Origin of the sequence: Dactylosporangium sp. NPDC000555, from assembly GCF_040300025.1 — a bacterium.
Taxonomy (GTDB): domain Bacteria; phylum Actinomycetota; class Actinomycetes; order Mycobacteriales; family Micromonosporaceae; genus Dactylosporangium.
Map to the genome: position 1 here is coordinate 81,338 of NZ_JBEPDB010000015.1, position 22,174 is coordinate 103,511.

20 protein-coding genes are annotated in these 22,174 nt (G+C 73.7%); 5 read left to right on the forward strand and 15 right to left on the reverse strand.

Annotated elements, in window-relative coordinates:
* Window positions 1-194 precede the first annotated feature (194 nt).
* From ABT297_RS12865 to ABT297_RS12900, 8 genes are all read right to left on the reverse strand, one after another.
* Window positions 195-1,592, reverse strand: a complete 1,398-nt coding sequence (locus ABT297_RS12865) for an FAD-binding oxidoreductase (RefSeq protein ID WP_350548227.1) — start codon at window positions 1,590-1,592, stop codon at window positions 195-197.
* Between the two features lie 12 nt (window positions 1,593-1,604).
* Complete coding sequence (locus ABT297_RS12870) at window positions 1,605-2,192, reverse strand: HD domain-containing protein (RefSeq protein WP_350548229.1); 588 nt, start codon at window positions 2,190-2,192, stop codon at window positions 1,605-1,607.
* A 5-nt stretch (window positions 2,193-2,197) separates the two neighbouring features.
* On the reverse strand, window positions 2,198-2,845 hold the full coding sequence (locus tag ABT297_RS12875; protein ID WP_350548231.1) for a hypothetical protein: 648 nt from the start codon (window positions 2,843-2,845) through the stop codon (window positions 2,198-2,200).
* Between the two features lie 127 nt (window positions 2,846-2,972).
* On the reverse strand, window positions 2,973-3,314 hold the full coding sequence (locus tag ABT297_RS12880; protein WP_350548233.1) for a hypothetical protein: 342 nt from the start codon (window positions 3,312-3,314) through the stop codon (window positions 2,973-2,975).
* A gap of 80 nt (window positions 3,315-3,394) precedes the next feature.
* Window positions 3,395-5,422, reverse strand: coding sequence for an SIR2 family protein (locus tag ABT297_RS12885; RefSeq protein ID WP_350548235.1), 2,028 nt, complete (start codon window positions 5,420-5,422; stop codon window positions 3,395-3,397).
* Window positions 5,423-6,691, reverse strand: coding sequence for a YqgE/AlgH family protein (locus ABT297_RS12890; RefSeq protein ID WP_350548237.1), 1,269 nt, complete (start codon window positions 6,689-6,691; stop codon window positions 5,423-5,425). It lies immediately after the preceding gene.
* 3 nt (window positions 6,692-6,694) lie between these two features.
* A complete protein-coding gene (locus ABT297_RS12895; protein WP_350548239.1) occupies window positions 6,695-7,051 on the reverse strand; it encodes an effector-associated constant component EACC1 in 357 nt (118 codons plus the stop codon).
* Window positions 7,052-7,123: 72 nt separating this feature from the next.
* Complete coding sequence (locus ABT297_RS12900; protein WP_350548241.1) at window positions 7,124-8,668, reverse strand: CYTH and CHAD domain-containing protein; 1,545 nt, start codon at window positions 8,666-8,668, stop codon at window positions 7,124-7,126.
* 60 nt (window positions 8,669-8,728) lie between these two features.
* Between ABT297_RS12900 and ABT297_RS12905 the strand changes: the two genes are divergently transcribed.
* From ABT297_RS12905 to ABT297_RS12915, 3 genes are all read left to right on the forward strand, one after another.
* Window positions 8,729-8,914, forward strand: a complete 186-nt coding sequence (locus ABT297_RS12905) for a hypothetical protein (RefSeq protein WP_350548243.1) — start codon at window positions 8,729-8,731, stop codon at window positions 8,912-8,914.
* A 129-nt stretch (window positions 8,915-9,043) separates the two neighbouring features.
* Complete coding sequence (locus ABT297_RS12910; protein WP_350548245.1) at window positions 9,044-11,155, forward strand: phage holin family protein; 2,112 nt, start codon at window positions 9,044-9,046, stop codon at window positions 11,153-11,155.
* 43 nt (window positions 11,156-11,198) lie between these two features.
* Window positions 11,199-11,639, forward strand: a complete 441-nt coding sequence (locus tag ABT297_RS12915) for a hypothetical protein (protein ID WP_350548247.1) — start codon at window positions 11,199-11,201, stop codon at window positions 11,637-11,639.
* On the opposite strand, the gene ABT297_RS12920 is transcribed toward ABT297_RS12915, so the two are convergent.
* From ABT297_RS12920 to ABT297_RS12930, 3 genes are read right to left on the reverse strand one after another with little or no spacing between them, the layout of a single operon-like run.
* Window positions 11,629-12,240 carry a DedA family protein gene (locus tag ABT297_RS12920; protein WP_350548249.1) on the reverse strand — a complete coding sequence of 204 codons (612 nt, stop codon included), beginning with the start codon at window positions 12,238-12,240 and terminating at the stop codon, window positions 11,629-11,631. The two genes, ABT297_RS12915 and ABT297_RS12920, sit on opposite strands and share 11 nt — an antisense overlap.
* Window positions 12,237-12,983: an MBL fold metallo-hydrolase gene (locus ABT297_RS12925; protein ID WP_350548251.1), complete on the reverse strand. Its 747-nt coding sequence runs from the start codon at window positions 12,981-12,983 to the stop codon at window positions 12,237-12,239. Before ABT297_RS12925 ends, ABT297_RS12920 begins: the two co-directional genes overlap by 4 nt.
* 33 nt (window positions 12,984-13,016) lie before the next feature.
* Window positions 13,017-14,339 (reverse strand): condensation domain-containing protein, encoded by a 1,323-nt coding sequence (locus ABT297_RS12930; protein ID WP_350548253.1) that lies wholly within the window; start codon window positions 14,337-14,339, stop codon window positions 13,017-13,019.
* Between the two features lie 98 nt (window positions 14,340-14,437).
* Here ABT297_RS12930 and ABT297_RS12935 point away from each other — a divergent pair, with 98 nt between their 5' ends.
* Entirely contained in the window at window positions 14,438-14,869 is a 432-nt protein-coding gene (locus tag ABT297_RS12935) for an MFS transporter (RefSeq protein WP_350548255.1), read from the forward strand.
* A gap of 78 nt (window positions 14,870-14,947) precedes the next feature.
* Here the strand turns inward: ABT297_RS12935 and ABT297_RS12940 are convergent, their stop codons facing one another.
* Both ABT297_RS12940 and ABT297_RS12945 read right to left on the reverse strand, forming a co-directional pair.
* On the reverse strand, window positions 14,948-15,556 hold the full coding sequence (locus ABT297_RS12940; RefSeq protein ID WP_350548257.1) for an aminoglycoside phosphotransferase/kinase family protein: 609 nt from the start codon (window positions 15,554-15,556) through the stop codon (window positions 14,948-14,950).
* 87 nt (window positions 15,557-15,643) lie between these two features.
* On the reverse strand, window positions 15,644-16,414 hold the full coding sequence (locus ABT297_RS12945; RefSeq protein ID WP_350548313.1) for an alpha/beta hydrolase: 771 nt from the start codon (window positions 16,412-16,414) through the stop codon (window positions 15,644-15,646).
* A gap of 56 nt (window positions 16,415-16,470) precedes the next feature.
* Between ABT297_RS12945 and ABT297_RS12950 the strand changes: the two genes are divergently transcribed.
* Window positions 16,471-17,733, forward strand: a complete 1,263-nt coding sequence (locus ABT297_RS12950) for an MFS transporter (RefSeq protein WP_350548259.1) — start codon at window positions 16,471-16,473, stop codon at window positions 17,731-17,733.
* Window positions 17,734-17,751: 18 nt separating this feature from the next.
* Here ABT297_RS12950 and ABT297_RS12955 read toward each other — a convergent pair whose 3' ends face one another.
* Together ABT297_RS12955 and ABT297_RS12960 are read right to left on the reverse strand one after the other, a co-directional pair.
* Window positions 17,752-18,843: a hypothetical protein gene (locus tag ABT297_RS12955; RefSeq protein ID WP_350548261.1), complete on the reverse strand. Its 1,092-nt coding sequence runs from the start codon at window positions 18,841-18,843 to the stop codon at window positions 17,752-17,754.
* Between the two features lie 157 nt (window positions 18,844-19,000).
* Window positions 19,001-22,096, reverse strand: coding sequence for an ExeM/NucH family extracellular endonuclease (locus tag ABT297_RS12960; RefSeq protein ID WP_350548263.1), 3,096 nt, complete (start codon window positions 22,094-22,096; stop codon window positions 19,001-19,003).
* Window positions 22,097-22,174: the final 78 nt, after the last annotated feature.

The following is a 22,174-nucleotide window of genomic DNA, read 5'->3' on the forward strand; positions in this document are numbered from 1 at the left end:
ACCATTTTCGATGGCCGAAACAAAGCATCGCCCGACTTTCAGGCGGTGTCAACCGGCACGTCGTTCGGGTATCGGGCATACCGTTCGAGAGTCGACGACAAATACATTCGGATGTTGCCCGCACCCTTTCCCGCACCCTTTTCAATTGTCGCCCCGTTGGTGGGCGTCAATGTTCGCGGGTATCGTGACGCGCCTTACGACAGCCTGATCGACTGCGGCGTGTGGAAGACGTCGCCCGGGTCGTACGCCCGCTTGACCGCCTGCAGCCGCGGGTAGTTCGCGCCGTAGTACGCCGCGGGCCAGTCCCGCAGGTCGCGGTCGGCGTAGTTCTGGTACACCTCGCCGGTCAGATGCGGCCGGAGCGCCTCGGCGAACTCGTCGACCCACGTCACGTTGGCGGCGGTCTCGTCGTCGCCGGGCCACTGCGCGAGGATCGAGACGTAGTGCAGCGCCGAGCGGTGCGCGAACGCCGTCGCGTCGGCGGGCACGCGGGCGATCGCGCCGCCGCCGAGCAGGTCGAAGCGCACCATCGAGAAGCCCGACGGCGCCTGCCGGAAGCGCTCCACGAGCACCTCGAAGGCGTCCTCGTCGAACCCCGTCTCCGAGAAGTACCCCCCGAGCCACTTCGACTGCAGCCCGTACACGATCTCCTCGCCCAGGACCGTCATCATGTCGAGGTAGCTCGTCTCGCCGATGGTGCTGAACAGCGGCTCGCCGAGCGCGTGGATGGGGGCGAAGGCCTCCTCGGCCTCGGCGGGCGGCCCGACGTACATGCCGTACATGGCGATGACCGGCTCGCCGTCCGGGTAGGGCTCGGTGGTGAGCACCATGCACAGCGCGAGCCGGTCGTCGGTGCGGCCCGCGTAGAGGTCGCGGTAGGCGCGAAAGATCTCCCGGGCCCGCTCGTACGGCCAGGCGACGATCCCGCCCACGACCGTCTTCGGCAGCGGGTTGAGCCGGTACGTCAGGCTCGTCACCACGCCGAACCCGGCCCCGCCCGCGCCGCGCAGCGCCCAGAACAGGTCCGGGTGCTCGGTCTCGTTGGCGCGCAGCAGGTTGCCCTCCGCGTCGACCAGCTCGGCCTCGAGGATGTGGTCGCAGCCGAGGCCGTGGGTGCGCGCGAGCGGCCCGTATCCGCCGCCGAGGCTGTAGCCGGCGTTGCTCACCGTCGGGCACTCGCCGCCGGGGCCGGCCAGCCCGTATTCCAGGCCGTCGGGCCCGGTGAAGGAGTGCCCGGCGTAGGTGATCTGGTCGATGTCGCGCCAGCCGATGCCGGGGCCGACCTTCACCGTGCCGCCGGCCGGATCGAACACCACGTCGCGCATGGCGCCGACGTCGACGACCACGCCGCCTTCCACAAGGGACAGCCCGCTGGCGTGGTGCCCGCCGCCGCGCACCGACAGCGGCAGCCCGCTGGCGCGCGCGAACCGGATCGCGGCGGCCACATCACCGGCGTCCGCGCACCGCGCGATCAGCGCCGGGCGGGTCCGGACCCGGGTGTTGAACAGAACCCGGGCGCCCTCGTAGTCGGGGTCGTAGGGCGTGATGAGCGAGCCGTGGAAGGACGAAAGCGCCGAGAGGTCAAGCCGCACCGGACGATCTTGTCACCGCCGCGGATCAACGGCAAGCGCCGCGAACTGCTCGACCAGGCGGCGCAGGCGGGCCACGACCGGCCGGTCGCCGAGGCGGCGCTCGAGCACGCCGAGGACCTCCCGGTAGTTCCACAGCAGCTCGTCCGCGGTGCGCGCGCTGCGCTCGAACAACATCGGGCCGAACCGGTGCAGATCGTCCACCAGGGATTGCAGGCTGCACACCTTGTCGGCGGCGATGACGAGCAGTGACTGCGGGCCGGCCTGCGAGCTCATCCGGCCCAGGTGCTCCCGCTTGCGCTCCCACCAGGTCAGGTGCGTGCGCCGGGCGGCGTCCGCGTCGGTGCAGTCGTGGACGATTCGGTACACCTCGTCGCCGAACGCCTCGCGCAGCGCCCCGCGCCCGGTCGGCTGGTCCTCGAGCACGTCGTGCAGCAGCGCGCCGATCGCGGCCGTCTCGCCGCCGCCCTCCTCGAGCACGATCGCGCACGTCGCGAGCAGGTGGGAGACGTACGGCGTGCCGGTGTTGTGCCGGACCTGCCCGCCGTGGTGCCGCGCCGCGAACGCGAGCGCCTCCTCGAACCGTGGCGACAGCACCGGCACGCCCCCTATGCGATCATGGCCGCCGTGTCCTCGAGCTGGCGGACCACCTCGGCGCGGTCCAGGCGGCGGCCCAGCTGCAGGCCGCCGCGCGGCGGTGGCTCGCCGGGCCGGTAGTAGACCTGCGAGCGGAGCCGTTCCCGGGGTCCGCGCAGGACCAGTGTGGCGCACGCCTGCCGCCGGTCGGTGACGGCCTGATGCACGATGGTGGACGTCGTTGCGTACTGGCCGTCGAGCGGCGCCCGCTCGACGAGCCGGAACGGGCGTAACGCGATGCTTCCGGAGTAGGCGACATGGGCGATTCTTCCGCCGGCGTACGGACGGTAGGTGAAGCGTCGCCACTCGGCGCTCTCCGCGGTCCCGATCGGCGCCTCGTCGAGCTCGATGAAGTGCTGGCGACCGCCGAGCAGGATCGAGCTGAACGGGAACCGGTGGTCGTGCGGCCGGGAGACGTCCTCGCCGGCGCGCGGATCGGCCGGCCAGTAGTGCAGGGTGAGCCGGCTGCCGTCGGAGTACTCCGCGGCGACGATCTTCGTGAACCCGTTCACGTGCCGGTAGGGCGCCCCGGCCGGCGGGCGCCCGGCGCGCACGTCGGCGGCGAGCCGGTCGAGCACCCCGGCGATGTCGAGGCGGTGCGGGAGCAGCGTGTCGCCCACGGCGCGTCCTTCGCAGCTTGTCGCGGTAACCACCCGGAAAGTACATATACAGCCTCCCGCGCACCGCTACGGCGGCGGGGTGTTACGGCCGAATGAAACCTCCGGAAACCGGGTGAGCACCGGGCCGTCAGCGGCGGGTGAAGCGCTCGGCGGCGTCGACCACGCGCTTGAGCGCGTCCCCGGTCGCCTCGCGCAGCAGCCGGGCGGGTGAGCGCCCCTCGACCCCGGCCGCCCCGACCTCCCGCAGCCATCCCGCGGCCGCCCCGAGCCGGTTGGCCCGCGCGAACGCGTCGGCCACCTCGACGGCGCCGTTCAGCCGCCCGGCCATCTCGGCCCGCCGGTGACGGTCGGCGCGCCAACGGTTGAACTCGCTCACGGTGGCGGCGCCGGCGACATACGCGGTCAGCTCCTCGCCCAGCAGGGCCACGCAGCGGTCGATGCCGCTCGTCGACAGGACCCCCACGGTCATATCGGAGACGCTACCCGCACCCGGCCGGCCCGGCGAGCCCACGAGCGTGCCACGCCTGACGCCACGATGACGGCGCGGGCTCAGGGCGCCGCGGGCAGGTAGAACGCCGAGACGTCCTCGGCCAGCAGGTCGAGGACGGGCACGCCGCGCTCGAGGGCGGCGGCGAACGCCGCCCAGGAGTCCAGGCGATATCCGCCCGCCTCCGGGAAATCGGCGCCGGTCAGGTAGCGCGGCAGCAGGAAGGCGTTCTGGACCAGCCAGTGCACGTAGCCGCCCTCCTCGCCCCAGCCCGGCAGGCCCCGCGTCGAGGTCAGGTAGGCGCGCAGCTCCGCCGCGGTGGTCCAGCGGACCATGCGCGACTCGTTCGTGAGGTGCCTGATGTACGGGTTGTAGAGCAGCGTGCCGCCCAGGCCGAAGTGCTCCCGGAACTGCTCCCACAGCAGGCGCTCGTCGCCGCCCGCGTAGGCCATGACCTCGGCGGCGGGCTCGGTCTCCAGGAGGTGATGCAGGTAGGACCACGTGGTGAGCGGGGTGAGCAGGCGGTTGGCGTCCTTGCTGAGCAGGGTCTGCACGATCGCGCCGGCGTTGCGCTCCAGGTCGTGCAGGGCGAGGTGCGGCACGACCTTGATCGCGGCCAGGACGCTGTACAGCGACGGGTTGCGCTCGCCGTAGAAGATGCGCGCCACCGACCACGGGTCGGTCGGACGCAGCAGCGACTCCGCCGAGCGGGCCGGCATCGAGTCGACGTAGTCCTGCAGCGACGCCACCCGCGGCGCGGCGGCCGGGTCGACGCGGCGCATCCAGCGGCGCAGGTCGGCGACGAAGGCGGCCATGAGCTCGTCGCGGCCGGTGACGCCGAAGTCGTCGAGGCAGATCGCCACGCGCACGCCGCGGGCGCTGAGCGCGGCGGCCGTGAGGGCCTGCACGGCGTTGATGAGCGACGCGCGGGCGCGCAGCCGGACCGGCCAGAAGAGCAGGCGGGGCCGTCGCGGCTCGTTGGCCCAGTCCACGCCCCAGCCGTAGCGGCGCTCCAGCTGGCGCAGCAGGGGGAGCACGCCTTCCGGGGCGGTGTTGCCGGGCTGGGAGAACAGCTCGCGCTCCCACTCCAGGTGCCGCACCCGGCGGCGGGGGTTCACGCGCGCGCCGGCCGGCGGGACCTCGAGCCGGTCGGCGAGGCCGGTGAACAGCCGGTCGCCGTCGATATCGGTGTAGAACGTGACGAGCCCGGCCAGCCGGTCGGGCAGCCGCAGCGGGGCGGCGTCGTGCAGCGCCCACAGCACCCGCACCGGGCGGGCCGAGCCGACCGCGCGCAGGGCGCCGGTGACGACGTCGTCCCAGCCGCTGTACCCCACGACGAGCACCACGTCGCCGGTGATGAGCTCGGCCAGGGCCAGGGACGTGGCCTCCGGTACGACCGAATCGGGGGCGGGGTCGTGCAGCAGCGGCGAGCGGGTCTCCACGCTGACCGGGCGCCAGAACCCGCGCAGGTGGAACACCTGGACGGCGCCGTCGCCCTCGGGCCGGCGGTCCGGGCGCCCGTCGGGGGCGACCGGGACGCTGACCGCCTGCCGGCCGGTGTGCCGGACCGCGACCTCGAAGAGCGGGTCGAAGTTGGTGGTGAGCAGGCCGTTGCCGAACTCCTCGGGGCGCCCGGCCAGCAGCCGGCCCACGGCGCGTATCCCGGCCGGCAGCTCCCACCAGTCCAGGCTGTTCTCGACCCGCTCGCCGAGGCGCAGGTCGACGCGCTGCCAGATGCCGTGCGTGGCGAGGGGAGAGGAGGCCAGGTCGGGCGCTCGGTAGCCGGCCAGGACCGCCTGCTGCGCCACGATGTCGAACTCGCCGGGGGAGCGGCGGGCGGTGAAGACGCGCCGGTACGCGAGGTACGCCTCGATCGGCAGCGCGTGCGATGGCAGCGACTCCCGGGCCTGGTGCAGCGCCTGGGTCAGCTCGCCGTCGTCGCCGAGGCCGGCGGCGTAGCGCTCGGCCAGCTCGATGAGCCCCTCCAGCCCGGGTACCGCGGGCATGGTCATCCCGGCGCCCAGCATCAGCGTGATCGTTCCTCCGTGGCGGATGGCGGAGACGATCTCCTCGATCAGCCCGTCCTCCATCTACTCCCCTCCGGCCCGGGCGTGCAGGGTCGTCCACAGCTCGCGCGGCCGGCTCGACAGCGCCTCACGCACCGCGGCGTCGCTGAGCAGCAGCAGCCCCCCGTCGATGTCGGCCTCCAGCTGCTCGGGGCCCCAGCCGAGGTAGCCGGAGAACAGCCGCAGCCCGGCGATCACCGGGGCGAGCGGCTCCGGGTCGGCCGACAGCGCGATCACGCCGAGCCGGTCGCGGACCGGCCGGAAGCGCAGCGGCGGCTCCGCGTCGGGGCGCAACCGGGCGACGGCGATGAACCCCTCGTCGCGGCTCAGCGGGCCCGCGTCGAACAGCACCGCCGGCGTGGTCAGCAGCCGCCGCCAGCCCTGCGGGATGTCGGCCGGCAGCGGGTCGGTGGTCGGCCGGTTGATCCGCACGCCGACGGCGCCGCGGGTGCGGTCGTGGCGCAGGATCAGCACCGCCGCCTGGCGCAGGTCGCGGTCCTCGACGGCGGCGGTGGCCACCACGATCCGGCCGACGAGGTCGCGGTGGTGCCGCGCGGCGTTGCGCACCAGCGGCAGCTCGTCACCGGCCGAGCGCAGCTCGGGCAGCTCGAACCCGCGCTCGCGCAGCCGGTTGGTGACCTCCCGCCAGACGGTGCGCACGTCCAGCACCGCGGGCCGGTCGGCCAGGCCGCCGCGCAGCACCCGCAGCAGCTCGCCGGTGAAGGCCGTGTGCGGCTCGCCGGGCGGGGCCTGCGCGGTGCGGTTGCGCGGCGCCGAGACCAGCAGGCACGTCTCGTCGGTGCCGGCCTGGTCGGCGACCACCCGCGTGCCGGTCTCGTCGGCGGCGAGGTGGCCGGTGGCCCGGCCCGCGTAGCAGCAGTCCAGGATCACCAGCCGGCGCCGCGCCCGGCTGCCGGCCACCGCCCGGCGGATGTGCTCGAAGGGCAGGCCGGCCTCGTACGGTACCGCCGGATCCGTGTCCCGAAGGCCCAGCACCAGGCTGCCGTCGACCGGGTCGACCAGGCCGTGCCCGGCGAAGTAGACGACGAGCATCCCCTCCGCGGCGGTCTCGTCGGCGGCCCGCCGCAGCACCCGGCCGACCTCCCGGGCGTCGTCGGGGTCGGCCAGCACGGTGCAGTGATCGGGCGCCAGCCCCCACAGGTCGGGGTCCTGCAGCACCCCGGCGAGCCCGTTGAGGTTCCGGGTGATCGCTGGTACCTCGGGGAGCGACTCGTACCGCGCCCCGCCGACGAGCACTGCCCGCGACCCGCGCGGGTCGGCCAGCTTCGCCACCGCTCAGCCGTCGAGCGCCCGGGCCGCTGCGGCGACCGCCGCCGGGTCGGCGGACTCGATGCGCACCGACACGCCGTCGGGGCCGGTCCGGGTCAGCACGACCGCCGGCGCGGCCGGCCGGGTGCGCCGCCAGTTGGACACCGCCAGCAGCAGCTGCCCGACCGACAGCCCGGTGCCGAGCACGAGGCTGATGATCTCGACGGCGGCGCCGAGCTCGCCGGGCCGGTCGGCCGCCGGCGGCCCGATCTCGGACCGAACGAGGCCGCGCTCTCCGGTCAGCCATCGTCGCAGGCTGAGCAGGGTGTCGATGTCGGGTGCCGGACCGTCGCCGAGGGCTTCGAGGTGAATCTGCAGCTGCACTGGTCAACCCGGGGTGTGGAGGGAGCGGACTTCGAACCCTATCGAACCCGCGCACCTTCTGTCACCCGATGCTCACCCGAACAGCGCACGCTGCGCGCGCCGGGCCCGGCGGCTCGTTTTGGGCAGGGCGCTCAGGGCCTGCCGGCCGTGCTCGTCGGTGCGGGCGTGCAGCAGGCCGTACGTGAAGGCGTTCTCCCCGGCCGCGTGGGCGCTGAGCGCGTAGCCGCGCAACAGGTCGCAGGTGACCAGCGCGTCCTGGTGGGCGCCGAGCACGTCCTGCATCTCGGTGAGCCGGCCGGCGAGCGTCGTGGCGCGCTTGCCGGCCAGCGGGGCCACCAGCTCCACCGCGTACCTGGCCCGCTTGTAGGCCTTGCGCGCCGCGTGCAGCCGCTCGTCGGCGGTCGGCTCGCCCGGCGCCGGCGGCCGCGTGGCGGCCCGGGCCTGCGCGCGGCGGGCCGAGGCGAGGCGGGCGTCGGCGCGGCGCACGGCCCGGCGGGCGCGGCGCATCAGCGCCTTGGCCGGGCCGGCCTTGGCGAGGCGGGCCGGGATGCGGCCGGGCTCGGCCGCGCGCGCCACGAGCGCGTCGATGTCGCCCAGCAGCGTGGTGTACCGCTCGCTGTCCAGGCCCACGGTGAGCGCCTCGCGCGCCTCGGCGGCCCGCTCGGCCAGCAGCGAGGTGATGCGCGCCGCCACCGGGCCGACGACCAGCTCGGCCGGCTCGGCGGCGACGAGGCCGGCCAGGCGCTCGGCCGTCACGTCGCGGTCGCGGACCTCGCCGAGCAGGCCGGTGACCCATTTGATCTCGTCGTGCAGGGCGTCGAGGTCCCCGGACAGGAAGGGGGCGAACGAGCGCAGGGTGGAGCGCAGCCGCCGGGTCGCCACGCGCATCTTGTGCACCGCCTCGGCGTCGCCGTCGCGCACGTGCGGGTCCTGCTCGACGAGCGCGTCGCGCTGCGTGGCCAGGTAGGCGGCCAGCGCGCGGCGGGCCTTGGAGCCGCGCGGGCGGGTGCGCTCCGGCGCGGGGTAGTCCCGGCCGAGGGCCTCGGCGAGCTTCGACGGGCTCTTCGACGGGCGGGCGCCGGCCGCGCGCAGCGCCGCGTCGAGCCGGTCGAGGGCCTCGCCGGGCCCGTCGACGAGCTCGATCTCCAGCTCGTGCCACTTGCGGGCGGTGCCGCCGCGCAGCGACTCGGTGCGGACCCGGTCGTCGGCGACGAGCGCGACGGTGCTGCCGTCGGCGGCGCGCAGGGCCCGCTCCACGCGGTGCGTGCGGATCCGCGCCACGGGGGTCAGCTCCTCGCCGCGGGCGAGCGCGCGGACCTGGTCGGTCACCGCGCGCGGCGGGGTGCCGTTGCGGCCCTTCGCCGGGGCCTGCAGCTCGCTGCGCTCCCCGCCGGCCGGGCGCTTGAGGTGCCACCCGGCGTCGTTGCCGCCGCTGCGCCGGCGCAGCGTCACCCGGCCCCGGGCCAGGCGCAGGCTCTCGGTGTCGTAGTACACGGCATCGAGCCGCTGGTCATCGGGCTCGCCGACGGCGGCGACGCCCCCGATCCCGGTCAGGTCGGGTAGCGCGAAGCCGTCCGGTAGCCGGTACTTGCGTTCCACCTCGAGCTTTCCGTCCATGATCCCTATTCTCGCAGCGAACTCGTCACCACGAGAAGATGAACGTGAGATAAACAAAAGGTGCACCACGACCTGTTGTCGCTGCTCGACGCGCATCTGGCCGAGCTCACCGCCCTCCGCCACGTCCTGTCCGCCCCCCGCCCCGTGCACCCCGGCGAGCGGTGGGCCGCGGCCGAGCGGACCGTCCACTCGGCCGAGCACTATGCGGAGGCGGCAAGCACCCTGCTGAGGCCGGCGCCGGTGTGAGGTCACGTCCGCTGCCCGGGCGCTGCCGGTCCGGCGCCCGTCTTGTGCCGGTCTGATCGGATGCGGTGCGACCGGGGTCACTCCGACCGGTTATCGGGCCGCTGCCCCCGGCGGCCGTAACCTGGGGGCGTGGAGGTCGTCAGGCAGCGGGTACGTTTCGCGATCCGGCTGCTGCGGGACTGGCGGCTCACGGTCGCGTGGGGCAAGTCGCTGCTGCGCTCCGGCGTGACCAGCTTCGTCGTCCTGGCCGTCACCTTCTGGCTGCTGCCCGGCGTGCACGCCAGCGGACCGGCGGCCCTCGTCGAGCTCACGATCCTGCTCGCGCTCATCGGCACGCTGATGCGCCTGGCGCTGCTCGGCATCGCGGTCGTCGTCGGGGGCGTGGGCGTGCTCGCCCTGGGCGTGGTCATCCAGGCCGTCGTGATGTTCGCCGCGCTGCGCCTGGGCGAGGGCGTCAGCGTCGACTCGTTCGCCGACGCCTGGGTCGCGAGCTGGCTCGCCGCCGCGCTCACCGCGCTGGTCAACTGGCTCGCCGACGCCGGCAGCGAGGACGTCTTCCTCGGCCAGGCGCTGCGGCAGATGGCGCGGCGGCACCGCGGCGTCCCCGCCACCGAGCCCGGCCTGCTCATCATCCAGATCGACGGCCTCTCCGCGCCCCTGCTGTCGTGGGCGGTCAAGGCCGGCAACCTGCCCAACCTCGGCAGGTGGCTGCGCACCGGCACGCACGCGATGGTGCCCTGGCACACCGGCATGCCGGCGACCACCCCGGCCAGCCAGGCCGGCATCATGCACGGCGACTTCGCGCAGATCCCGGCGTTCCGGTGGTACGAGAAGGACAGCGCACGGCTGGTCGTGACCAACCGCCCGCGCGACGCCGCCGACGTGGAGGCGCGCATCTCCACCGGCCGCGGCCTGCTCGCCGACGGCGGGGTGAGCATCAGCAACGTGTTCTCCGGAGACGCCACGCTCAGCCTGCTGACGTTCAGCAATGCGGCGCTGCCCGGCCGCTCCGCCCGCGGCTACCTCGCGTTCGTGGCCAGCCCCTACGGCTTCGCCCGCGCGATCGTGCTGTCGCTCGGCGAGATGCTCAAGGAGATCCAGCAGGCGCGCCGGCAGCGGTTCCGCGACGTGTACCCGAGGGTGCCGCGCACGGCCGCCTACGTGGCCCTGCGCGCGGTCACCAACGTCCTGCTGCGCGACCTCAACGTCTCGCTCATCGCCGAGCAGATGAGCCGTGGCGCGCCGGTCGTCTACTGCGACTTCGTCGACTACGACGAGGTCGCGCACCACGCCGGGCCGCTGCGCCCCGAGGCCCTGCAGACCCTCGAGGGGCTCGACCGGGTGCTGGGCACCCTGCACAAGCTGTCCCGGGTGGCCGGCCGCGACTACCGGATCGTCGTGCTCTCCGACCACGGGCAGAGCCAGGGCGCGACGTTCAGCCAGCGGCACGGCGTGACGCTCGAACGCCTCGTGGCCGACCTGGCCGGCAACGGCGGCGAGGCCTCGGCGGCGGCGACCGGCGGCCCCGACGACGAGGACTGGGGCCGCGCCAACACGCTGCTCGCCGGGGTCTCGAACCAAACCCGCTCATGCAGCCCGGTCGCGCGGTCCAAACTGAGCCCATGGCGCCCGGCCCCTCCGCTCCGCTCCGGACCGATGGCGCCCCGCCCCCAGGGCGAGGTGGTCACGATCGCCTCGGGGAACCTGGCCATGCTGTACCTCACCGACGTGCCCGGCCGCGCCGACCTGGCCACCGTCGAGGCGCTGCGCCCCGGCCTCGTCGACGGCCTGGCCAAGCACCCCGGCATCGGCCTGGTCGTCGTCGAGGGCCCGGACGGCCCGGTCGCCATCGGCCCGGCCGGCCGGCACGTGCTGCGCGACGGGCGCGTCGAGGGCGAGGACCCGCTGGTTCCCTACGGCCCGTCCGCCGCCGCCGACCTGCTCGCCCACCAGGCCATGGCGCACGTCGGGGACCTGGTGGTGCTCAGCCGGGTCGACCCCGGCACCGAGGAGGTCGCCGCGTTCGAGGAGCTCGTCGGCTCGCACGGCGGGATCGGCGGCTGGCAGACCGAGGCGGTGCTGGTCCACCCGGCCGACTGGTCGCTGCTGCCGGCCGAGCGCCGCGGCCCGGTCGCGATCCACCACCAGCTGGTCGCCTGGCTCGACGAACTGGGGCTGCGCGAGGGGTCTCCGCCGCTCGACGAGGACGCTCCCGTGTCCGGCAGAGTTCGAGGTGTTTAGATCATCTGACTCTCGTCCCTGCGCTCCAGGAGGACCCGGCCAGATGGCTGACGACGCGCTACGGCCCTGGAACTGGGAGGACCCGCAGGAGCTCGAGGGCACGATCGACCTGTTCACCGAGGATCTCGCCCGCGTCGGAAAGCTGTCGCCGGAGCTGAGCGCGGCGGTGCTGGACCGCTCGCACTTCGACCGGCTCGGCCTGACCGGCATCGAGTTCGCCGCGTTCAAGACCGCTCACCCGCAGGCCCTGGGCACCGACCTCGTCTCGCTGACCGCGGCGGACGGCACCCGCTCCGGGGCCGGGCAGGTCTACCACCGCTGGCTCTACGACTTCGAGGAGCTGCGCCACGCGCTGACGTCGGCCGGCTTCGCCGAGGACGCGATCGTCGTGCGGGCCTTCCGCGAGGGCGCCCGCCCCGACGTCGCCGACCTCGACCAGGTGCTGCGCAACGACGAGACCATCTACATCGAGGTCACGGCGTGACGTCGGCCCCGCTGCCGTTGCCGACGCCGGCCCGGCTCTGCCAGCGTCGCTCGACCCACCCGGCGATCTGACCGGCGGCGAGGACGATCACGATCGCGGCGACCACGCCCTGCCACGGCTGCGGGAACACGTTGCGGCTGAGCAGGCCGATCGCGGAGTACGTGCCGGCCCACAGCGCGCACGCGGCGACGTTGGAGACGATGAAGGTACGCCAGGACAGCCCCACGATCGCGGCCGTGAGCAGCACCGGGATCCGGCCGCCGGGCACCAGCCGGGACACCAGCAGGGCGGCCACCGGCCGCCGCCGCAGGCGCTCCCGCACGGCGCCGGCGAGCCGCCACGGCCGGCGTAGCAGCCCCAGCCGCCGGGTGAGGGCCTCACCCCCGGCGCGGCAGATGGCGAAGGTCACGGCGTCGCCGAGGTACGCTCCGAGCCCGCCAACGGCGACGACGACGGGCAGCACGAGTGGGTTGTAGTGCGCGGCCAGGACAGCGGTCCCGCTGACCGCCGCGCCGGTCGGCAGCACCGGCACCGTCGAGCCGATCGCCACCACCGCGAAGGTCACCGCGAGCGCGGCGAGCAGCCCCCCGAACGTGATCACGAAAGCGTCAGGCTCTCGCCGGGCGCGAGTACGCGCACGTCGGTCGACGGCGAGGTCGTGCGGGTGTGCGCGGCGAACTCGTCGCCGGGCCGCTCGAACCGGTCCGGCCGTACCCGCCGGCAGCCGACCGGCCACAGGGTGCCCCAGTGGATCGGCACCGCCGCCGCCGGCCCGACGAGCCGCATCGCCTCAGCGGCGCCGGCCGGGTCGAGGTGACCGGGCCCGAGCGTCCAGCCCCAGCCCCACACCGGTACCAGCGCCAGGTCGACCGGCCCGATCTCCTTCATCTCGTCGAACAGCCCGGTGTCGCCGCCGAACCACGCCGACCGCTCGCCGCCGAGCACATAGCCGAGCGCCACCGCGCGGATGCGCGACTTCGGCGTGCGCCCGCCGTCGTGCGCGGCCGGTACCGCCCGCACCGTCAGCGCGCCGACCGAGGTCTCCTGCCCGGCGCGCAGCTCGGTGAAGTCGCGCTCGCCGAGGCGGGCACGCAGGAAGGCGGCCGCCCCGCGGGGCACGATGAGCCGGGTGGCGCGCGGCAGCATCCGCAGTGACGGCAGGTCGCAGTGGTCGGAGTGCAGGTGCGACACGACGACCGCGTCCGGCGGGTGGGCCAGCAGCGGGCGCGGCCCGCGCCGCCGGTGCAGGTGCGCCAGCCGGTTGCGCAGCACCGGATCGGTCAGGATCGTGACCCCGCGCTCACGGATCGCCACGGTCGCATGGCCCCACCAGGTGACTTCCATGCAGCCATCTTCCCCTGCGGGCGGAGGTGCACGTCAGACGGCCGGCGAGCCCGGGTCGAGGGCGGCGGCGACGGTGAAGTCCTCCATCTGCCGCAGCAGCCGGCGCAGGTCCCCGATCGGCAGATAGGCGGTGTCCACCTCGGTGGTGATCTGGACCGTGCCGGGGACGTCGTCGACGTTGACCATCAGCTTCTCGTTGAAGAACGACATCGAGGTCTCCGAGACCAGCTCGGTGGCGGGCCGCGCGGCCGAGATCGCGGCCTCGTCCGGCACCTCGGCGAGCGGTCGGCCGCTGATCCGCCGGTCGTTGTAGAACACCGCCAGGTCGATCGGCTCGCCGCGCTCCTTGCCGATGCGGTCGAGGAGCGCCAGGCGGGTGCCGGGGTCGTAGTAGGCGTACTTCGACGCGCTCATCGACGCCTGGCGGGCCCGGGACACCGCCTCGGCCGCCGTGATGCCCCGCGCGTCGAGGACCACCAGGCCGTTCTGGGCGAGCGGGGAGACCACGTCGGCCAGCCCGGGGCGGAACCGGTTGCTCACGATGACCTGCGAGGCGAACGGGCCGCCGCCGACGACGCGGCCGAAGGCGACGCCGAACGCGGCCAGCAGCACCGGCGCGGCGTCGACCGACAACCGCTCGGCCAGCCGCTCGCTCGCCAGGTACATCGCGGGGGAGCGCCACACCACCTGGCGGAACCGCGCGCCCTCCGGCTCGGCGTACCCGGCGAAGCGCTGCGGCTCGATCGCGTGCAGCTGCGCCTCCCAGTACCGCATCGCGTTGTCGGTGTGCCGCCCGGCGGCGCGCTGCGCGGCGGCCAGCTCCAGCGGGCCCGTCGCCGGGTGCGGGCCGATCGTGTCGCGTTCGGCCAGCTCGCGGACCATCGTGGCCAGCCCGCTGCCGTCCGCGGCGATGTGGCAGACCATGACGACCACGTGCGTGACCGGGCCGCCCTCGCCGGCGCGGACCACGGCGATGCGGATCGGCCACTCGTGCGCGTAGTCGAAGTTGCGCGCCTTCCAGCCCGCGAACACCTCGGCGGCGAGCGCCCCGGCGGCGTCGGCGGACGCGGCGGTGTGCACCTCCAGGAAGGCCTCGCCCGAGCCGAGGACCTCCTGGGTCGTCGCCCCGTCGGGGGCGAAGCGCAGCAGGCTGCGCATCGCTGGGTACCGGCTCATGAAGAACCGCAGCTCACCGGCGAAGTCCTCGACGGTGCGCCCGTCAGGGACCGGCACGACGCCGCCCATGCTCATCGACGTGTTCACCTCGACCATGGCCCGCCAGACCTGCTGCTGACCCCAGGTCAGATCGCCGCGTCCGGCGCCGTCGCCGGTGAAGGGTACCCTGATGCGTTCCATGGGAGGTGATCGTGCCACGATCATCGACAAAGGCAAGAAAATGTATGGTTCGCCTTGGGCCCGGGGACCTACGGCAGTAGCGCGCCGACCTGTTTGACGTGCAGGCCCGCCTCACGGCCACCAGCACCGGCACCGCCCTGATCCCCGGCCTCGTGCTCGTGGGCCTGGGCGTGGCCGCGGACCTGCCGACCATGGCCTCGGCCTCCCTGGCCGCCGTCCCCCACGAGCGCAGCGGCATGGCCGGCGGCGCCATGAACACGTTCCGCCAACTCGGCTTCGCGCTCGGCGTGGCGGTCTTCGGCTCGATCTTCACCAACCGCCTCGCCTCCCACCACCCCACCACCCCGGCGTCCGCCCACGCCGCCGCCGCGGACGCGGTGAACCACGTGGTGACCGTGGCCGGCTGGATCGCCCTGGCCGGCGCCGCACTGGTCCTGCTGCTGGTCCGAACGGCCCGCCCCGCCTGGGAAACCCAACCGGCCACCACGACGAGGCCCGCACCCAGCCCCGCGGCGCACGGGGCCGTGTAGCCGGCGCGGGGTCGCCCGCTGGGCCCGAGAACCCAGCCAGGCGGCCCCGCTCCTACGCCTGCGAGCCGGGCGCGCGGCTCAGAGCCCGGCCAGGCGGGCCCGCTCCTCCGCCTCCTCATGGTCGAGCGAGTCGAGGCCGTCGAGCGCCGCCTTCTTGGCATTGAAGAGCCGGATCCACAGGCCCGCCGCCCAGGCCGCCTCCAGCTCATCGGGCCCGAACGTGCGGCCGGCCGCACGTTGGTAGCCGTCGAGGAAGGCCGCGCTCTGGTCGAGCGTCGCCGCGTGCGTCGCAACGCCCGCCGGCCACATCGCCGCCGCCACGCCGACGATGACCGCCTCGGGCTCGGCCACCGCGCTGTCCCAGTCGTGGACGGCGAGCGGCTCGTCCCCGCGCCACCAGATGTTGTGCGACTCGAAGTCGCAGTGCCCGACCACCGGCGTGCCCTCGAACCGCGCGAGCCGCCCTCGCACGGCCGTCGCCATCTCGTCGTGCCAGCTCGGTACCGCATGCAGGTCCGCGTCTCGATCGTCCGGCCACGGCCACACCGCCCCGTCGTCGTGGTGCCACCGGATCCACGGCGGCGACGGCCGCAGCGACGGTGTCTCCCGGACGTCCGGCGCCATCTGGATCAGCTTCGCCAGCAATGCCGCGAACGTCTCCGCGCCCGGCATCCGCTCCCCGCTCACCGTGCCGGCGTCTTCTGGCGCGGCGTCGGCGGCGGCTTGCGCCGTGCCCGTCGCTGCCCAGCCAGGCGCTCAGCCGCGAGTGGGGGATCATCGCAGCGGCAGCCAGGCGAGGACGTCGCGGATCTTGTCGTCCCAGAAGGCCCAGTCGTGCACTCCGGGGGAGAAGTCCGTCGTCAGCGGGATGCCGCGCTCGGCACAGGCGTCGCGGAACCGCACGTTCGACGAGTACAGGACGTCTTCGGTGCCGCAGGCGATATACAGCGGTGGCGGTTCGGAGACCTTGCCGAGCAGGTGCAACAGGTCGTTGTCGGTCCCCTCGACGGCCGGCGGGTCGCCGAAGATGCGCTGCCACATCCGCGGGTCCTCGGGCCTGTCCAGGGCGCGCACCCGGCCGGCGAGATCGAGCACGCCGGAGAGGCTGGCGGCAGCGCCGAACCTGTCGGGGTGGCGCAGCGCGAGCTTGATGGCGCCGTACCCACCCATGGAAAGGCCGGCCACGAACGTCTTCGCCGGGTCGTCGGAGAGCCGGAAGAAGCCGCGCGCCACGCGCGGCAGTTCCTCGGCCACGAACGTCCAGTACGGACGGCCCCACACCTCGTCGGTGTAGAAGCTGCGCTGCACCTGCGGCATGACCACGGCGAGGCCCAGTTCGGCCACGTATCGCTCGAGCGAGGTGCGGCGCGTCCAGATCGTGTCGTCGTCGCTGAGGCCGTGCAGGAGATAGAGGGTCGGGAACTCGCCGGTGCGACTGCTGCCGCCCATACCGATCTGCCCGGTCGTCGATTCCGGCAGCAGCACGGTCATCGACGTGCCGAACCCGAGTGTGTCGGAGAAGAAGTCGCAGCGGACAAGTGCCATGCTCATGCTCCCATCGTTCAACCCGGTCGGAACCATTCTCGGACAGGAGAGCGCTCATGCTCGCACACCGACGTGCAAACCTGGCCCTGGCCGCCCTGTCCATCGCGACGTTCACGTTCGTCACCACGGAGATCCTGCCCGTCGGGCTGCTCACCCTCATGGCCGACGACCTGCACCGGTCCAGATCACAGGTCGGCCTGTTGATGACGGGCTACGCCGCCGTGGTCATGCTCACGTCGGTGCCCCTCGCCCGGCTCACCCAGCGGGTCCCGCGCCGCCTCCTGCTCGGCGTGACGCTCGGCGTGTTCTCCGCCGCGACGCTGGTCACCGCGCTCGCCGCCGACTATGGCGTGCTGCTCGCCGTGCGGCTCGTCGTCGGACTCACCCAGGCGCTGTTCTGGTCCGTCGTCGCCTCCACCGCCACCGGCCTGTTCCCGCCGTCGCAGCGTGGACGCACCGTGGCGCGCATGTCCATGGGTGCCGCCCTCGCCCCGGTGCTGGGCGTGCCCATCGGCACGTGGCTGGGCCAGCAGGCCGGCTGGCGCTTCGCGTTCCTGGTCATGGCGGCGATCGGCGTCGTCACGTGCGCCGCCGTGGTGACCCTGCTGCCGGGTGGCAGCACCCCTCAGTCCGAGGCCGCCGCGCGCGGCAGCGCTCCCGACGCGCGGCGATATCTCATGCTTGTGCTCTGCACCGCGATCGGCGTGACCGGCATGGTGACCGCGCAGACGTATGTGACGCCCTATCTGCTGGACGTCACCGGCTTCGCGCCCGCGACGCTCGGCCCACTTCTGCTCGTGACCGGCACAGCCGGATTCTTCGGCACCGTCGTGGTTGGCCGATTTCTTGATCGGTACCCCTGGCACGCCCTCGTCATCCCGATGTCGCTCATCGTCGTGACCCTGCTGGCCCTGTACCTCCTCGGCACCCTGAGGCCCGCCGCGATCGCCGCCCTGGCCCTGAACGGCTTCGCGTTCAGCGCCATGGCCGCGGCCATCCAGAACCGCACACTGCAGGTCGCACCCGGCAGCACCGACCTCGCCTCGGCCGGCACGGGCTCCGCCTTCAATGTCGGCATCGCCACCGGCTCCTTGCTCGGCGGCCTCATCATCGACCGGGCGGGCGTCCAGGCGGTCCCCCTCGCGGGTGCCCTCATCACAGCGGCCGCCGTGGCCCTGCTGCTGGCCGAGCCCCGCCTGACCCGGGTCACTCACCGGGATGACGGCGACGAGGCCACACATCGTGGGCAGCCCGGCGAAGCGGTCAAGGTCATCGGCCGGACGGTGGCGCCTCCCGCCCGGTGCGCGGGGCGGCCGTGATCCGGGCGGCGAGCATCCTCAGCCGCCGGGGCTGGTGGCCGGCAGCGGGTCGTCGACGGCGACGCACTGCTGCCGGAAGGGGTGGTCGCGCCACAGGCATACGCGCAGCCGCACCGGGCGGCCGGCCAGGACGGTCGCGACCGCCGCGGTGGGCACGTCGTCGCGGGCATTCGCCGGGAAGGTGACGGCGCAGTCGTGCCAGGTGCCGCCGGTGCCGAAGCGCCAGCGCACGCTGGCTCCGCCGGATGCGGGGCGGTCGGCGGCGGAGCCGGCGGTGGCCCAGTAGTAGGTGCGGCCGCGCTGGTCGGCCCGCCATACGGACCCGTGCACCTCGTCGAAGTCGAGTGCCGGAGCCATCGGTACCGGCCGGCCGCCGCGCGGTGCGGTGCGGACGCCGTCGTCGGCCTGGCACGTGTTCGACGGGCCCGAGAGCGCGACCGGGACGGCGACGAGGGTGCCGGCGGCGGCGATCAGCGCCGCGACCGCGGCGGCCAGCCGTCGCCGGCGCCGCCGGCCGTGGCCTCGAGGGCGGGCGGTCGCATCGACGGGCGTGCGGCGGCCGGGGAGGCGCCGAGGTCCGCCGGAGGTCGTCGCCGGCCGCTGCGAAGCCGGCCGCTGCGAGGCTGCCGGTGGAGCTGACGCGGCTGGGGTTGAGGGGGCCGAGGGCACCGCGGGGGTCGTGGGCGATGCCGCGGCGGCGGGACCCGCCGGAACGGAAGGTACGGCGGCCCGGTCGGCGGCCTCCGCGAGGGCGATCAGCTCGGCTATCCGGGCGCTCGCCGAGCGCAGGCGGGCGGCCTCCCGCGCGGTGAGTTTGCGGCCCGCGACGATGGCGCAGGCCTGAGCCACGGCGACGACCAGCACCGGATCGGTGACGAGACCGCGGTGCCCGGCGAACAGCGCCGCCATCGTGGTGCGGTCCACGGTGACGCCCGGGGCCAGGCGGTGGGTACGAACGACCTCGGCCAGTTGGCCGCGAGTGCTCTTGGCGCGGCCTTTCGGCGGCGGACCGCCCCGTAGGCGTCTGCGGCCGGCGCGGGCGGCGGCCGCCGTCAGGACCGCGACGAGCGACTCGACGGCCTCGTCGACCGCCTGCCACCACGGCGTCACCGCATCCGCCAAACCATCCGCCCCAACAGCAGTAACGATCGGATGCCGGCAAGGCGACCCGACATCGGACGACCAGATTGTGGCGCAAACGTCCCTGCCGGATGACGACCGGGGCCGCCTTCGCGTGGAAGGCGGCCCCGCTCGCACTGCGGTCGGGTCAGCCGACGACCTTCCACGGGCCGTTGGGCTGGCCGGGGAGCTGGTTGCGGGTCCACCATTGGGCGACGTACTTCTTGCCCTGGTAGACGACGGTTTCGCCGGTGTTGAAGATGCGCGACGCGGTCCAGACGGCGGTGCCGTCAGCGGCGGTCACCACCTCCTGCCACGGGCCGTAGGGGTCACCCGGGGTCTGGTTCTGGGTCCACCAGAGTGCCTGCCACGTGGAGCCCTTGTAGGAGACCTTGTCGCCGGTGTTGTACGCCTTCGAGGCGCTCCAGGCCGGCACAGGCGGCGTCACCGGCGCGTTGAGCCCGACGACGACCGGGTTGTGGTCCGACGCGGAGAACGGCTCGCCGCCGTTGAACAGCAACGTGGCGTTGTAGTTGTAGCGGCTGTAGCCGTAGGCCACCGCCTCCTGGGCGTTGATCTGCCACACGTCGGCCCCGGTGACCAGCGCGCGGGCGGCCGCGTTGGCCAGCACGTGGTCGAGCGAGCCCTGCAGACCGTTGTAGCCGTACGTGTACTCCGACGGGGAGAGGGTGGAGCCCAGGTCGGTGTAGCCCTTGTCGTACAGCACCCGCATCGGGTCCTCGTGCGTGTAGGCGTTGAAGTCGCCGACCAGGAAGATCCGGTCAGTGCCCAGGCCCGCCGCCACCTGCGCGGCGAAGGCGGTCGTGTCCTGCGCCTGACGCACCCGGGTCGCGTTGAACGAGCCCTGGTTCACCGCCGGCGAGGACGTGTCCTCGGTGTCGCCGTCGTACAGCGGGGTCCCGCTGCCCTTCGACTTCCAGTGGTTGGCCACGACCAGGAACGCGTCGGCGTCGGTCGCGCCGGCCTTCTTGAAGCCCTGGGCCAGCGGCTGGCGGGCGATCGAGAACGGCTGGCCGGGGCCCGAGTCGCCGGTGAGCACCGTCGACGTCCCGGCGAGCGCGACCTCCGCCGGCTTGTAGATGAACGCGGTGCGGATCACGTCCTGCTGGGTGAGCGGCGGCAGCTTGTCGTCGGCCGGGGAGGGCACGTACGCCCACACGTTCGAGCTGGCGGCGGCGTTGAGCGCGTCGACGAGGCCGGCGAGTGCGGTGTCCCGCGGCTGGCCGAACTTCGCGGAGTTCTCGACCTCCTCCAGGGACACGACGCTGGCACCGAGCCGGTTGATGCCGGTGACGATCTTCGCCTGCTGCCGCTGGAAGTTGGCGTCGTTGGCGGCGCCGCGCGGGCCGGCGCTGTTGCCGGGGCCGCCGCAGGTCTTCACGGTGATGCGGTTGCCGGCCCGGTCGGTGTAGTAGGTGCAGGTGCCAAGGCCCTTGGCGACGTACGCCTCCCCGGTGGTCGGGAAGTAGTTCTGGACGTTGAACGTCGCCAGGCGGACGTTCCCGCCGACGGCGGCCGGCTGCTGGTTCACGGCCCGGGTGTCGCTGAAGGTCGCGACCGCGTGGCCGTCGTCGGTCACCTGCTGGGTCGGCTGGAGGTTCCATAGCGAGAACCGGTACTCGAGGATCAGCGGCTGGTGGAAGGTGACCTTCGAGCCGACGCGGACGGGGTTGTTCTGCGTGAGCCACGGCAGCGGCACGCCGGTGTACGTGCTGGTGCTGTAGTTCCAGCTCGCGCCGTCGTCCAGGGTCACCGTCCGGGCGGCGTTGTCGGCGACCACGGCCCGCGCCTCGGCGCTCCCGGGCGCCCCGGCGTCGGTGGGCTGACGCAGCGGGCCGTCACCGGCGGCGAGGGTGAAGGAGCCGTACCAGTTCGCGTTGTAGTTGTCCGCCACGGTGAAGTCGCCCTGGGGGGCGATCAGCTCGCCCTCGTGCGCCTCCTTCTGCGCGTCCGTCGCGAGGTGGGACCACGGGATCACGAGCGGCTTGACGGGGGGCAGCGCCGTGGCGAGCTTCGTGACCGTCGGGAAGGTGATCTCGGTCAGGCCCTGGTACTCCGCAACAGTTCCGGTGACCTGGACGCTCTCGCCGATGCTGACCTGACCGGCCGAGACCGCGCCGAACACGAAGATCGCGTCGGAGGCACCCGGCGTGGCGTCTTCGGCCTCGGTGCCGCCGGCGCCGCCGGTCTGCACGAAGAAGCCGTTGAACCCGCCGGTGGCGTAGACGGCGGTCACGACGCCTTCGGTCGTCACGGTCTTGTCGACGTACGGCGACGTGTCGGTGTTCGTGCCCTGGATCTCGGCGATCGGCAGGACCTTCGACTCGGAGGCGACGTTGAAGTCGAAGGACGCCGAGCCGCTCGCCCCGGTCGAGTCGGTCGCGGTGACCGTGACCGAGGAGATGCCGGCAGCGGTGGGGGTGCCCGAGACGACCCCGGCCGAGGAGATCGCCAGGCCCGCGGGCAGCCCGGCCGCCGTCCACGTGTACGGCGCGGTGCCGCCCGAGGCGCTGAGGGTCAGCGGCGCGATCGAGGCTCCGAGCGCCGCGTTCTGGGTGCCGGGGTTCGTCACCGTGACGGCCGCCGTGCCGCCGTCGGACGCCGCGTTCTGCGGCGTCGGGGTGGCGGTGCGGAAGTCGGCGGCGTTGTCGTCCGTGTCCGTGCCGGCGGCGTCACGCTGATAGCTCAGAACGACCGTGTTGCCGGTCGCGGCGGTTCCCTCCGGGGAGTTGCTGTTCCCCCAGCCGATCTTGTCGATGACGGTGGTGTCAGTGGGCAGCACGCCCGAGGTGCTCGCCGCGATGAACAGCGTGCCACCGCCCGCGCCCGGGTTGATGCTGCCGCCGGTGTTCAGGTCCGGTGCGGGCAGCGATGCGCCGCCGGTGCCGTTGCTCGGCAGCTGGATGAGGAAATGGCCGTGCGCGGCCACCGCCCCCGACAACGCGAACACCTGCGCGCCGGTCGGCACGACGGTGCTCGTGGGCGCGCGGTACTGCAGGGTGCTGCCGGTGAGCGAGACGGACTTCGACGTCGGGTTGTAGAGCTCGACGAACTTGTTGAGCAAGCTCGCGCCGGAGGAGCCGCCGTTGACGTACGCCTCACTGATGACCAGACCGATCCCGGCGGGAGCGGCGGACGCCGGGACGGCGAACAACGGGTAGGCCAGGCCGGCCGTGGATAAGGACAGGGCGACGGTTATCCGCCGGACGAGCGCACGGGGCATGGACCCGGACCTCCAGGTGTCGTGGTTCGGCCTCGATGACCAGCGGGCCGACCTACGGACGCTAGGCGTCCGACTTCG